This is a genomic window from Kitasatospora sp. NPDC049285 (assembly GCF_040678815.1).
Classification (GTDB): Bacteria; Actinomycetota; Actinomycetes; order Streptomycetales; family Streptomycetaceae; genus Kitasatospora.
Genome location: NZ_JBFAQR010000019.1, coordinates 80,271 through 93,092, shown reverse-complemented (window position 1 = coordinate 93,092; position 12,822 = coordinate 80,271). Strand labels below are relative to the sequence as shown.

General features: G+C 75.1%; 14 protein-coding genes. 2 read left to right on the top strand and 12 right to left on the bottom strand.

The window, feature by feature from the left end; genetic code table 11:
* Nucleotides 1-222: 222 nt before the first annotated feature.
* Nucleotides 223-726, bottom strand: coding sequence for a DUF3592 domain-containing protein (locus AB0K51_RS15425; RefSeq protein WP_363454609.1), 504 nt, complete (start codon nt 724-726; stop codon nt 223-225).
* Nucleotides 727-1,005: 279 nt separating this feature from the next.
* On the opposite strand from AB0K51_RS15425, the gene AB0K51_RS15420 reads away from it, so the two are divergent.
* Nucleotides 1,006-1,617, top strand: coding sequence for a hypothetical protein (locus AB0K51_RS15420; protein ID WP_363454607.1), 612 nt, complete (start codon nt 1,006-1,008; stop codon nt 1,615-1,617).
* 13 nt (nt 1,618-1,630) lie between these two features.
* On the opposite strand, the gene AB0K51_RS15415 is transcribed toward AB0K51_RS15420, so the two are convergent.
* The 5 genes from AB0K51_RS15415 to bldG form a co-directional block, all read right to left on the bottom strand.
* Nucleotides 1,631-3,124, bottom strand: a complete 1,494-nt coding sequence (locus AB0K51_RS15415) for a methyltransferase (RefSeq protein ID WP_363454605.1) — start codon at nt 3,122-3,124, stop codon at nt 1,631-1,633.
* A gap of 173 nt (nt 3,125-3,297) precedes the next feature.
* Nucleotides 3,298-4,008 carry a small secreted protein gene (locus AB0K51_RS15410; protein ID WP_363454603.1) on the bottom strand — a complete coding sequence of 237 codons (711 nt, stop codon included), beginning with the start codon at nt 4,006-4,008 and terminating at the stop codon, nt 3,298-3,300.
* A 135-nt stretch (nt 4,009-4,143) separates the two neighbouring features.
* Nucleotides 4,144-4,536 (bottom strand): cyclophilin-like fold protein, encoded by a 393-nt coding sequence (locus AB0K51_RS15405; RefSeq protein ID WP_363454601.1) that lies wholly within the window; start codon nt 4,534-4,536, stop codon nt 4,144-4,146.
* A 95-nt stretch (nt 4,537-4,631) separates the two neighbouring features.
* On the bottom strand, nt 4,632-5,048 hold the full coding sequence (locus AB0K51_RS15400) for an ATP-binding protein (protein WP_363454599.1): 417 nt from the start codon (nt 5,046-5,048) through the stop codon (nt 4,632-4,634).
* Nucleotides 5,049-5,234: 186 nt separating this feature from the next.
* On the bottom strand, nt 5,235-5,576 hold the full coding sequence (gene bldG / locus AB0K51_RS15395) for an anti-sigma factor antagonist BldG (RefSeq protein ID WP_014136695.1): 342 nt from the start codon (nt 5,574-5,576) through the stop codon (nt 5,235-5,237).
* Nucleotides 5,577-5,797: 221 nt separating this feature from the next.
* On the opposite strand from bldG, the gene AB0K51_RS15390 reads away from it, so the two are divergent.
* On the top strand, nt 5,798-8,194 hold the full coding sequence (locus AB0K51_RS15390) for a DEAD/DEAH box helicase (RefSeq protein ID WP_363454596.1): 2,397 nt from the start codon (nt 5,798-5,800) through the stop codon (nt 8,192-8,194).
* On the opposite strand, the gene AB0K51_RS15385 is transcribed toward AB0K51_RS15390, so the two are convergent.
* The 6 genes from AB0K51_RS15385 to AB0K51_RS15360 form a co-directional block, all read right to left on the bottom strand.
* A complete protein-coding gene (locus tag AB0K51_RS15385) occupies nt 8,182-8,601 on the bottom strand; it encodes an Rv3654c family TadE-like protein (RefSeq protein WP_363454594.1) in 420 nt (139 codons plus the stop codon). The two genes, AB0K51_RS15390 and AB0K51_RS15385, sit on opposite strands and share 13 nt — an antisense overlap.
* 1 nt (nt 8,602) lies before the next feature.
* On the bottom strand, nt 8,603-9,016 hold the full coding sequence (locus tag AB0K51_RS15380) for a TadE family type IV pilus minor pilin (protein WP_363454592.1): 414 nt from the start codon (nt 9,014-9,016) through the stop codon (nt 8,603-8,605).
* A complete protein-coding gene (locus tag AB0K51_RS15375) occupies nt 9,006-9,254 on the bottom strand; it encodes a DUF4244 domain-containing protein (RefSeq protein WP_363454590.1) in 249 nt (82 codons plus the stop codon). The genes AB0K51_RS15380 and AB0K51_RS15375 overlap by 11 nt, the downstream gene beginning before the upstream one ends.
* Nucleotides 9,255-9,317: 63 nt before the next feature.
* Nucleotides 9,318-10,103, bottom strand: a complete 786-nt coding sequence (locus AB0K51_RS15370; protein WP_363454588.1) for a type II secretion system F family protein — start codon at nt 10,101-10,103, stop codon at nt 9,318-9,320.
* Between the two features lie 94 nt (nt 10,104-10,197).
* Nucleotides 10,198-11,274 (bottom strand): type II secretion system F family protein, encoded by a 1,077-nt coding sequence (locus tag AB0K51_RS15365; protein WP_363454586.1) that lies wholly within the window; start codon nt 11,272-11,274, stop codon nt 10,198-10,200.
* A gap of 94 nt (nt 11,275-11,368) precedes the next feature.
* Nucleotides 11,369-12,688 carry a TadA family conjugal transfer-associated ATPase gene (locus AB0K51_RS15360; RefSeq protein WP_363454657.1) on the bottom strand — a complete coding sequence of 440 codons (1,320 nt, stop codon included), beginning with the start codon at nt 12,686-12,688 and terminating at the stop codon, nt 11,369-11,371.
* Nucleotides 12,689-12,822 lie beyond the last annotated feature (134 nt).

The following is a 12,822-nucleotide window of genomic DNA, read 5'->3' as shown; positions in this document are numbered from 1 at the left end:
CCACCCTTGTCAAACGGACGGATACCGCTTTTTCACCGGCAAGGCCGACCGACGCCACTCGAACGGTAACCCGATGAGACGCGTTCGGGCATGTCTTTCCCCGGCAAGCGGGCCAGGGCGGCGGGCGGTGCGGCGGGTGTGGGGGACGGCCGGAACCGGACCCCGGGCAGGCCGGGTCGGCACGTGCGGAGAAGGCCGGAGCAGCGCGGCGGGGTCGTTTCGTCAGCGGAACGCGACGGCGAACAGGGTCAGCCCGCCGGCCAGCGCCGAGCTGCCGAGCACCGCCCAGAACAGGTCGGCGGGCAGGGTCGACAGGTCCTGGTGGGCGGCCAGCACCACCCGGTCCGGGCGCCGCGGGTCGTAGGCGACCTGGACGGCGGCGCCCGGCACCAGCCGCGGCGGACGGCGCAACGGGGTGTGTCCGCGCGGGCGGGCCAGCACCAGCCGGCCGTCCTCGGCGAACGCGCCGGCGGGGCGCAGCTCGTGCACCGCGGCGAGCCGGCCGCCGGGCGGGTCGGCGGAGTGCGGGTCGGTCAGGTAGGAGAGCAGCGGGCTGCCGTCGAGGGCCTCCGCGGGCTCCCGGTCGGCCACCACCTGTGCGGTGGCGGCCACCCCGTGCCTACGCAGCCGGTGGCGAAGTCGCAGTTCCACGGCGCACCACAGCAGCAGTGCGCTCCCGAAGATCGTCAGGACCGCCCCGCCCACCAGCGTCGTCGGCGTCTCCACCCGGCCCTCCCCCGCGCTGTCCACAGCCTGTGGACGACCAGCCTGGCATCCGGTGGACAACCCGCGGTGGACTTCCGGCATACGGGGGGCGACCCGACGGCGACCTCGCAGTGAACGCGACGGGGACGGGTCCTGACGGCATGTCACCGTCCGGGCGCGAGCGTCACGGTCCGGCAACCCGCGTCACAGCCGGGAAACCGACCAAACCGCGGGGCGGGGTGCGCACGTGTCCACCACCGAAGGACACCACCGGCACCGCCCCCACGAGAGGTAACCGCCATGAACACCCGTCGCCTGCTCGGCACCGCCGCCCTGCTGACCGCCGCCGTCGCCACGCTGACCGCCTGCGACCCCTCCGACGCCCCCGCCGCGCCGGGCGCCACCGCCTCGGCCACCGCGAGTGCCACCGCGGGCGCCACCCCCTCGACCGCCCCCACCGCGTCCGTCAAGCCGACCGCGAGCACCAGCGCCAAGCCGTCCGCTGCGAAGCCCTCCGCGAGCCACACCGGTGCCGCGCCGGCGAACTGCACCACCGCGGCCCAGCGGCCCGGTCACCGCGTGATCAACGTCACCGCCGGAACGGCCGACAAGCTGACCGCCACCGCGACCACGTTCATCTGCGGCCCGGACATCGACAACGACGGCTACTACCAGGCGACCGGCGCCGCTTCCAGCTACTCGTTCGCCTCCGGTGCGACCGCCCAACTGGTCACCGTCTCGGGGGCGGTGGGCACCGGCCCGGTCTCCGTCGCCGCGCTGGTCCAGCACGTCAACGACTGCGCGGCGCACCACGAGCCCGCCGCGCCGTACTCCTGCTTCGGCGGGATGTACGACATCACCACCGACGCCTCCGGCAAGATCACCGCGATCACCGAGCTCTACCACCCGTGACCTGTCGGTGCGTTCAGCGCACCGGCTCGATGAAGCCCTGCTCGGTGAGCAGCCGCAGCGACTCCGGAACCCGGTCGCGCAGCGCCACCCGGTCCTCACCGAGCAGTTGGGCGATCGCGTCGACGATCTCGCCCGCCGCGAGGGTGCCGTCGCAGACGCCGACGAAGCCCGCGCCGACGGTGTCCACCTTGGTGGCCCGTCGCATGCCCCGGTTGTGACGGAGGATCACGTGTTCCGGGTCCTCCGAGCCGGGCTCGCCGACCTGCTCCTGGACCACCTCGTCGGCGAGCAGGAAGCGGGCGGCCAGCAGGTCCGCGTCGTCCCGGCTGCGCAGGAAGTCCTGCCGGGCGAACCACTCGTCGATGTGCGGGCCGAGCGGCTGCTCCACGGGGTGCGGCCAGTCCTCGATCCGCACCACGGGGTCGGTCGCGCCGGACGCCCGCAGGGTGATCCAGCCGAAGCCGATGCCCTCCACCCCGGCCTCCTCGAAGCCGTCCAGCCACTGCTCGTACCGGGCCAGGTAGTCCTCGCCCAGGTGGTCGCCGCCGTCCCGCAGCCACAGCTCGGCGTACTGCGCGACGTCCTGCACCTCGCGCTGCACCACCCAGGCGTCCAGCCCGGTGCCGGCCACCCAGCCGGTCAGCCGCTCGTGCCAGTCCTCGCCCTTGACGTGCTGCCAGTTCGCCAGCAGCTGGCAGTAGCCGCCGGGTTCCAGGTGCGCGGCGGCGCCGCGGACCACGCTGCGGCACAGCTCGTCCCCGGCCATCCCGCCGTCCCGGTAGGTGAACCGGCCCGCCGGGGAGATCACGAACGGCGGGTTGGAGACGATCAGGTCGAACCGGCGGTCGCCGATCGGCTCGTACAGGCTGCCCTCGGCGGTGGCCACGTTGTCGAAGCCGGAGAGCGCCGCGGTCAGCCGGGTGAAGTGCAGGGCGCGCGGGTTGAGGTCGGTGGCGGTCACCCGCTGGGCGTGCCGGGCCGCGTGCAGCGACTGCACCCCGGAACCGGAGCCCAGGTCCAGCACCTCGCGCACCGGCCGACGCACCGTCAGGTTGGCGAGCGTGGTGGACGCGCCGCCCACCCCGAGCACCAGGTCGCGCCGGGCGACCCCGGCCGCGGTCTGCCCGGAGCCGATCCCGCCGGCCCCGCCGACCGCGCAGCCCAGGTCCGACACCACCCAGGCGTCCGCGCTGGGCTGGCCCGCCACCTCGTCGGCGTACGGCCGCACGTCCACGGTGGCGCGCACCTGCTCGCCGTCCGGCTGCAGCCAGCCGTCCGCCAGCAGCCCCTCGATCGGCAGCGCCGCCGCGGCGGCCGCTCGCGGCACCGGCTGCTGCAGCAGGAACAGCCGCACCAGCGTCTCCAACGGCGACCCGCCACGGGTCGCCCGCAGCGCCGGGACCGCCTCGCTGCGCGCCAGGGCGGCGTACGCCGTCGGCCCGAGCAGGTCCAGGCAGCCGTCCGCGGTGAAGGACGCCTTGAGCAGCGCCTCCCGCAGCTCCACCATCCGGCCAGAATCAAGAACGGGGCTACTCGTCACCCCGCCATTCTCCCCCGCCCGGCGGGCCCGCCTCGACGCAGCGCCGCCACCCGGCGAGCCGACGGGCCGTCAGGGCCCGGTCCGACGCTCCCCAGGCCCGCGCAAGCGCCCTGACGTCGGCTCTCGCGTCCGTTCTCGCGTCAGCTCTTCTTGGGCGAGGGCGAACCGGCGGCGGGCGAACCGGCGGCGGGCGTGGATGCCGGAGCACCGGACGCGGGAGCCGACGGCGCGCCGGACGCGGGGGCCGACGGGGCCGCGTCACCCCCCGCGGAGGCGCCGGCGGAGGCACCGGCCGAGGGCGCCGCGGCGGGGCCGGACGCCTTGCAGCCGGGCTGCTTCTTGATCGCATCGCCGAGGTCGCCGCTCTGCAGGATCGCCATCGCGCCCGTCGACACCTGGGCGAGCTGCTGCACCTGGTCGCCGACGCTGCGCAGCCCGTCCGCGAACTTGGCCTGGTCCGCGCTGGACAGCCCGTCCAGCTTCTTCTGCGCGTCCTGGTAGCCCTTGGCCACCTGCTTCAGCTCGTTGACGGCGTCCTGGGAGACCTTCGGACCGTTGTCGATCTTCGGCGCGCCGGCCTTCTGCACCGCGTCGGCCAGCTGCTGGTTGGTGGTGGCGAGCGCGGCGAGGTCCGCCGACAGCCGCTTCTGCAGCTCCGCCGGGGCCTCGCCGTCCTTGACGTTGCCGGTGTCCGCGAGCGCCGCCCGGGACTGCGCGATCGGGTCCCGGACGGCGTCGCAGACGTTCTTCGCCCAGCCGTCGAGCTTCGCCGAGTCGTCGGCGGAGCAGCCGACTGCGGCGAGCGCGAGCAGCGCGCCGAGCGCGGAGACGGTCACGAGTCGCTTCTTCATCGGGGCCCTTTCGGTCGCTGACACCCGGTACCGGGCGCCGACCAGCGAACCTACACGCCCGCCCGGACGCGCCGAACCCGAAGCCCGGACCCGGCACCATCCGCGCAGCTCAGCAACGACTCGGCGCGGGCTCCCTCAGACCCGGTCGACGGCCCGCTCGACCACCCGCTCGACCCGGATCGCGTCGCCCGGACGCACCGTCCGCAGCACCTGCGGGTCCTGGTCGAGGCGGCCCAGCAGGTTGCACGGGCTCGCCAGCCGGCACTCCCCGGCCCGGGAGATCGGCGTCTCGCCGTACGGCAGCGCCAGGCTGTCCCCGTCGGTCCAGAAGGCGACCGTCCCGGGCTCCACCACCTGCCGGGCGTCGGCCTCGCGCGGCACGCTCACCGGCGTGCCGAAGTACACCTCCTCGCCCCAGGTACTGGCCTGCGAGGAGATCGGCAGCGCGGCCCAGAGCGCCTCGGCGGTCGGGGTCGCGCGCAGTTCGGCGGTGGCCTGGCCGGCGGGCCACAGGATGCGTATCCGCATGGGAAGTTCCGTCCCTACTCGATTCCAACCGGTCGCGCCGGAGAGCAGGGAACCCGGAACTTCAACAATCTGTCAATGGGCGACGGACGGTGGTGTCAGACCGCGACCGAGGCGGGAGTGACGGGCCAGCTCATGCGGATCACGCCACCCTCGTTGCCGTTGCCCACCTCGACGTCCTCCACCAGGCCGGTGATCACCGCCAGGCCGAGCGCGTCCTCGTCCTCCGGGTCGCCGCCCGCGGCCGCTCCGCCGGGGTGCGCCGGGCCGGCCTCGTCCTCGACCTCGATGAGAAAACGCTTCTCCTGCTCGATCAGCGCGACCCGGACCGCTCCGTCCACGGCGTTGCGCTGGTGCAGCGCCACCGCGCGGGAGCACGCCTCGCCCACCGCGAGCCGGACCTCGTCGAGCACCGACTCGTCCACCCCGGCCCTTCTGGCCACCGCGGCGGCCACCAGCCGGGCGGTGCGCACGTGCTCGGGAAGCGCGCTGAATCGAAGTTCGACGGTTGCCATGTCTCCCCTCCGGGGTTGCTCCCCACCACCGGAGACACGCTCCGGACGGCGGAGGCGGGAACACCGATCCACCGGACGGCGGGCACGGGGCCGAGCCGACCGGCAGCCGGTCGATCGAGAAAGGCGGTTCGGTACGACGACGTCAGTCCGGCCGAACCGGTCGGACCGACGTCGGATCGGACGACGTCAGTCGGTCGCCGCGACGGCCTCGTCCACCGAGTTGTGGATCGGGAACACCTTGGTGAGGCCGGTGATGCGGAAGATCTTGAGGATGCGCTCCTGGTTGCAGACCAGGCGCAGCGAACCCTCGTGGGCACGCACCCGCTTCAAGCCGCCGACCAGCACGCCCAGCCCGGTGGAGTCGAGGAAGTCGACGCCCTCCATGTCAACGACCAGGTGGTAGTTGCCGTCGTTGACGAGCTCGACCAGCTGCTCGCGCAGCTTGGGGGCGGTGTACACATCGATCTCGCCGCCAACCTCGACGACCGTGCGATCGCCGACAGTACGGGTCGACAGGGACAGGTCCACGGAACCTCCAGCACCTTGCCTTGCTACGTCATTGCGATCATCAGCCCGGCGGCTGCCACCGCATGGTCGCAGGGCCAGGGCGCGGCAAACCGGCAGGTCGGAGCCTCAGCGTCGGGGCCCTCGGCCGTGCGGCCGTCACGCGCTCATTCAACCACCTGCGACCATGGCCGCACGATGGTTAACAGCGATTCTCCGTCACGCCGGTGACACACTGGGTCTTCATGCCGCCCCGTCAACACCAGCCCGAGGCCCTGCTCGCGACCCTTTCCACCGAGCGCGGCCGGTTGGACCGCCTCACCCATACGGAGCACTTGCCCGCGCGTGAGGCCCGCTATGCCCCCTGGCCTGAAGGAATCCGCCAGGAGGTGGTGGCGGCGGCGTCCAAGCTCGGCGTGGTGCTGCCCTGGGCGCACCAGGCCGAGGCGATGGACCTGGCCGCCGCGGGGCGGACCACGGTGATCGCCACCGGCACCGCCTCGGGCAAGTCGCTCGGCTATCTGGCCCCGGTGCTGAGCGAACTCCTGACCGGAACCGAGGCCCGCAACGGGCGTGGCGCGACCGCGCTGTACCTCGCCCCGACCAAGGCGCTCGCCGCCGACCAGCGCCGGCGCGCCGCCGAACTCGTCCCCGACCGGGTCCGGGTGGCGCTCTACGACGGCGACACCCCGCCCGAGGAACGCGAGTGGGTCCGCCAGTACGCCTCGTACGTGCTGACCAACCCGGACATGCTGCACCGCGGCATACTCCCCGCCCATCCGCGCTGGGCCTCCTTCCTCAAGGCGCTGACGTACGTGGTGATCGACGAGTGCCACACCTACCGCGGGGTGTTCGGCTCGCACGTCGCCCAGGTGCTGCGCCGGCTGCGGCGGCTGTGCGCCCGCTACGGCGCGTCGCCGACCTTCGTGCTGGCCTCGGCCACCACCGCGGAACCGGCCGTCACCGCGCACCGGCTCACCGGCCTGCCCGCGGACGCGGTCACCGAGGACTCCTCGCCGCGCGGCCCGCTGGTCTTCGCGCTGTGGGAGCCACCGTTGACCGAGAACGTCGGCGAACACGGCGCGCCGGTCCGCCGCACCGCCACCGCCGAGGCCGGCTACCTGCTCACCGACCTGGTGCACGGCGGCACCCGCACCGTGGTCTTCGTCCGCTCGCGGCGGGCCGCCGAACTGGTCGCCCTGCAGGCCCAGGAGCAACTCGGCCAGCCGCTGGCCGCCCGGGTCGCCGCCTACCGCGGCGGCTACCTGGCCGAGGAGCGCCGCGCCCTCGAACGCGACCTGCAGACCGGCCGGCTGCTCGGTGTCGCCTCCACCTCCGCCCTGGAACTCGGCGTCGACGTCTCCGGCCTGGACGCCGTCCTGCTGGCCGGCTACCCCGGCACCCGGGCCTCGCTCTGGCAGCAGGCCGGACGCGCCGGACGCGAGGGCCAGGGCGCGCTCGCCGTCCTGATCGCCCGCGACGACCCGCTGGACACGTACCTCGTCCACCATCCCGACGCGCTGTTCGCCACCCCGGTCGAGGCCACCGTCCTGGACCCCGACAACCCGCACGTGCTCGCCCCGCACCTGTGCGCCGCCGCGGCCGAACTCCCGCTCACCGACTCCGACCTGGAGCTGTTCGGCCCGTCCGCCGCGCCGCTGCTCCCGGTGCTGGAGCGGCGCGGACTGCTGCGCCGCCGACCGGACGGCTCCTGGTACTGGACCCGCCGGGAACGCGCCGTGGACGGCGTCGACCTGCGCGGCAGCGGCGGCAGCCCCGTGCAGATCGTCGAGGCGGACACCGGGCGACTGCTCGGCACCGTGGACGCCGAGGCCGCCCACACCACCGTGCACACCGGCGCGGTCCACCTCCACCAGGGCCGCACCTACCTGGTCCGCGACTTCGACCTGGACTCCTCGGTCGCCCTGGTCTCCGCCGCCAACCCGCCGTACACCACCTCCGCCCGGGACGTCACCTCCATCTCGATCCTCGCCACCGACACCACCGAGGAGTGGGGCGAGGCCCGGCTCAGCTTCGGTTCGGTGGAGGTGGTCAACCAGGTCGTCGGGTACCTGCGCAAGCGGATCGCCACCGGCGAGATCCTCGGCGAGAGCAAGCTCGACCTGCCGCCCCGCACGCTGCGCACCCGGGCCGTCTGGTGGTCCGTCACCGAGGACCAACTCCTCGACGCCGACATCCCGTTCGACCAGCTCCCCGGCGCGGCCCACGCCGCCGAGCACGCCTCCATCGGACTCCTCCCACTCTTCGCCACCTGTGACCGCTGGGACATCGGCGGTGTCTCCGTCCCGCTCCATCCCGACACCGGCCTGCCCACCGTCTTCGTCTACGACGGCCACTCCGGCGGCGCCGGCTTCGCCGAGCGCGGCTTCCGCCGAGCCGCCGAATGGCTGACCGCCACCCGCGACGCGATCGCCGCCTGCGAGTGCGACCGCGGCTGCCCGTCCTGCGTCCAGTCCCCGAAGTGCGGCAACGGCAACGACCCCCTCGACAAGGCCGCCGCCATCCGCCTCCTGACGGTGCTGCTCGCCGCCGCGCCGACCGCAGCCGGGAACGCGGACGCAGACGGCGAGCCGACCGTCGAAGGCGAGACACCCGACGGCGCATCACCTCAGGCGAATTGACCATCCGTCACCTCGCCTTCACCCCAAGCCCAGATCGGACCCGCCCGGGCGCGTGCCCGGGCCGGGCCGACGGGGACGGGCAGGCCGTGGACCGGGACCTGGACGACCACCTCGACGGCGTCCTGACCGGGCAACACCGTGCAGGACACCAGCGTGGCGGAGCCCTGAGCCTGCGTCAGCCGTGCCGCACGTCCGCAGCCGCCGTCGGCGTCCAGCAGCAGCCGGTCGGCCGCAGCGAGGGCGGCGAGGTCCGCCGCCGACTCCGCCCGGTGCCGGGCCGCGACCACCGAGCCGAGCAGCAGACAGGCGGTGAAGACCGCGACACCCAACATCATCAGCGCCACCAGCCAGACCGTCGCCGAGCCACCGTCCGGTCCGCGCCGCCGGGCCCCGACCGGTCCGCGCACCTCACACCTCCACTCCCCCGGTCGCGCTGAGCACGTCCTCCCGGGCACCCACCGCCGTCGCGGAGAGCCGCACCGACAGCAGGGCGCCGAGACGCCCGGGGCCGGGGCACGGTGCCTGCACCGTCACCCGGGCCACCTCGGCCTCCAGCGAGACCGAGACGGTGGCCCCGCGCGGCGCCGCGGCTGCTGCCAGCGCCGCCGCACCGGCGTCACCCCTGGCAGCGGCCCGGGCGCCCACCCGGGCCGCGTCCACGCAGCGGATCTGCGCACCGGCCGCCACCACGCCCCACACCAGCATCGCCGCGAGCAGCACCAGCGCGGGGAGTCCGACCGCCGTCTCGGCCGTCACCATCCCGCCGTCCACCCGCCCGGCCCGGGCCACCGGACGACGGCGGATCCACCGGTCACACCACATGCAGCGCCCGATCGAGCAGTTCGGACAGCGCACCGGAGACCGTCCCGCTGGTCACCACCTTGTAGAGCACCGCCGCGAAGGCGCAGGCCGCCACGGTGCCGATCGCGTACTCGGCGGTGCTCATCCCGGCATCCCGCTGACCGGCCGTCACCTCCCGGTACCTGCGGCGCAACCGGCTACCCAGGCGTCGGACGGCGAGCGCGGGGTGGAACGGGCGGGTCAGCACGGAGATCGTCATGGTCGGAAATCCCTTTCTCGAAAGCGGTTCGGACAACTGGGTCGGTTCCAACGCGCGGGCTGGTCACAGGCGTTGGGAGAACGTGGAGGTCAGCCCCATCACCACCGGGACGACTCCGATCAGCACGAACGCGGGCAGGAAGCAGAGTCCGAGCGGCGCGGTGGCCAGGACTCCGGCCCGGCGCACCCTGGCGTGGGCGGCCCGGGCGGCCGCCGCCCGCTGGGAGTGGGCGAGGCCGGCCAGCGCAGTGGCCGGTGGGGCGCCGCTGAGGGTGGTGCGCACCAGGCAGCGGGCGAGCGGCGCCATCGGCGGGCATTCGACGGCCAGTTGCTCCCAGCAGTGCTCGGGTGGCGCGCCGAGGGCGAGCCGGGCGGCCACGCCTGACAGCCGGTCCCGCATCGGCGCCGGCACGCTGTCCGCGACGGCCAGGGCCGCCCGGGCCGGTGAACCGCTCGACCCGAGGCAGGCCGCCAGCAGGTCCGCCGTCAGCGGCAACTGGCGGACCAGCCAGTCCCGTTCCTCCGCCTGCCGCCGCTCCGTCGGCGAGCGCACCCTCGGCAGCACCCGCCAGGCCACCCACCCGACGAGCACCCCCGCCGCCACGCCCGCCGAGCCGCCGACCAGCGCTCCCGCACCGAGCCCGAGCAGCACCGCGATCGGCCGATCGCCCGTCACCCGCCCCAGCGAGCGCCGCATCACCGCCTCGACCGCGCCCTTCCGGCGCACCCGTCGCACACCCGGCACGCACCGCCCGGTCCTGCGCCGCACCGCCCGCCACCGCGCGGCAGCCACCACCTCGCCGACCAGCCCGACCGCGGCCACCGGGACCACCACCGCCATCACTCGCATCTCGCCTCCTTCCAGATCTGACGGATCGTCAATGTCGATTACCTGCGCGGCGTCCAGCGACTCGTGCGGCACCGCCGAACCGTCGCCCGAACGCTCATCGCCACCAATCCACCCGGCTCCCGGCCGCCGCCCGCACCGCCGCCTGCTGCGGCGTCAGCGCCGGCACGGCCGCCAGCCACGGGTCACCGCGCACCCGGGACACCCCGCAGCCGCCGACCCCTCGACCGGTGGCGGACGGTCGCGTCGGCGCGTCCTCCGCCCCGCGGACGATCCTGGCCGTCCAGGCGATACCGGCGGCCTCCAGCAGGGCGCCGGCGAGCAGGCTGAGCAGGCCGGCAGGGGTGTGCAGGAGGACGTGGAGCGGGTGGGCGCCGAGGGCCGAGCCGAGGGCCATACCCACGGCGGGCAGCGCGGCCAGCACCACCACCGTGGTGCGCGGACCGGCGAGCTCGCCGGCGATCTCCTCGCCGAGGGCCCGCTCGGCCCGAAGCGCGTCGGCGACCTGTTCCAGCCCGAGGGCCAGGCCCGTCCCGCTCTCCGTACTGACCTGCCAGCAGGCCGCCATCGCTGCCGCCCCGCCCCCGCCCGGCAGTTCGGCGACCAGCCGGAAGGCTCCCGGGATGTCCGCTCCGTAGCGGCCGGCGGCCAGCCTGGCGGCGGGCTCCGCGCCCAGGCGCCGGTGCCAGTCCGGCGCGCCGCGTGACAGGACGGCGTGCAGGGCCTGTTCGGGGGTCGCGCCACTGCGCAGTTCTGCGGCCAGACCGGCGCAGAGGTCGATCACCGCCGCGGCCCGCCGTCTCGCGTCCCGCGCACCACTCCGGCGCAGCCGCCAGCGGCGCAGCGGCACCACCGCGCAGGCGGCGCCCAGCACCGGGACCGCCGACCCGGTCCACCGCCCGGCCGCGAAGCCGGCTGGGAGCAGCAGGAGTTCGGGCACCAGCCAGCTCGGTCGGCGCCGCTGCCAGCGCCTCCGGACCCGGGCCAGCATCCCGCCGGTGCCGCGGCCGCCCGTGCCGTCCAGGACCCGGCGCAGCCGTCTGCTCCCACGTGCCCGACGCCGCACCACGGCCAGCCAGGCCGTGCCGAACAGGCCCGCACCCAGCCCGGTGGCGACGCCGAGCAGCGTCACCGCGCAGGCGACCGCATACGGCCGCCCCCACACCTCGGTCATCACATCCTCCTGGCCCCGGACCGCAGCAACCGCCACGCCAGCAGTCCGATCACGCACAGCCCGAACACCCACACCGCTTCGATCTGACGCAGGCTCATGTCGGACCTCCGCTCGCCTCGTCACCAGAACCCGCCCCGACGTCCGCCTCCCCGGACGCCTCCACGAACCCCTCGCCGACGGCCTCGACCGACCCCTCGCCGAGGGCCTCCACCCGGGGGTCGAGCGACTCCGGGTCCGCGGGGAGCACCACGCCCCGCTCTGCGCATAGTTCGCGCAGTCGGGCCCAGCCAGGTCCGGGTCGGCAGCGGCCGGCCCGGTCGAAGGTGACGGCGGCGAGGGTGGCGGTCAGTCCGTCGCGCGCGCCGACCAGCAGGTGCAGGGCGGCGACCCGGCGGCGGCCGTCGGTGGAGTCGCGGGTGAGGTGGACGACCGCGTCCAGCCCGGCCCGCAGCTGGCTGTGCAGGGAGTGGCGGTCGAGCCCGGCGAGCGAGCCGAGGGCCTCCAGGCGCGCGGGGACGTCGGCGGCGGTGTTGGCGTGCACCGTGCCGCAGCCGCCCTCGTGGCCGGTGTTGAGGGCCGCCAGCAGGTCGACCACCTCGGGGCCGCGGACTTCGCCGACCACCAGGCGGTCGGGCCGCATTCGCAGGGCCTGGCGGACCAGGTCCCGGAGCGTCAGCTCGCCCAGCGACTCCTGGTTGGGCGGGCGGGACTGCAGGCGGACCACGTGCGGGTGGTCCGGGCGCAGTTCGGCGGAGTCCTCGGCGAGCACGATGCGCTCGCTCGGCGGGACGAGTCCGAGCAGCGCGGCCAGCAGGGTGGTCTTGCCGGTGCCGGTGCCGCCGGAGACCAGCAGCGACAGCCTGGCCCGCAGCACCGCTGCCAGCAGTTCGGCCCCCGCCCAGGGCAGGGCCTCGGCGGCGACGAGTTCGGCCAGGGTGAACGGTCGGCTGCGGCTGGTGCGCAGCGAGATGTGGGTGCAGTCGGCGGCGATCGGCGGGAGGACGGCGTGCAGCCGGGTGCCGTCGGGGAGGCGGGCGTCCACCCAGGGGCGGGCGTCGTCCAACCGCCGCCCGGCGGCGGTGGCCAGCCGGTGGGCGAGCCGACGGACGGCGTCGGCGGTCGGGAAGCGCACCTGCGGGGCACGCTCCAGGCCGTTCCCGCGGTCCACCCAGACCTCGCCCGGACCGTTGACCAGGACGTCGGTGACGCCCGGCTCGGCGAGCAGCGGGTCGAGCGGTCCGGCGCCGACGATCTCGGCGCGCAGGCTGCGGACGGCGTCCAGTACGTCGTCCCCGCCGAGCGGTGGCCGGGCGGCGCGCAGCGCGGCGGCGACCGACCCTGCGGTGGGCTGGGCACCGGCCTCGGCGAGCCGGATCCGGACGGCGTCGACCAGGTCGGCCGTCCCGTCCGCGATCGGCGCGTCGGCCAGTTGGCGGGCCGCCGAGCGGCGGACCAGCGGGACGGTCGCCGGCGCCGCGAACGGTTCGGTCACCCCTTCCCCGGCCGCGGAGGCCTCCGGCAGGTCGGGCGGAGCCCCGAGCAGCGCCC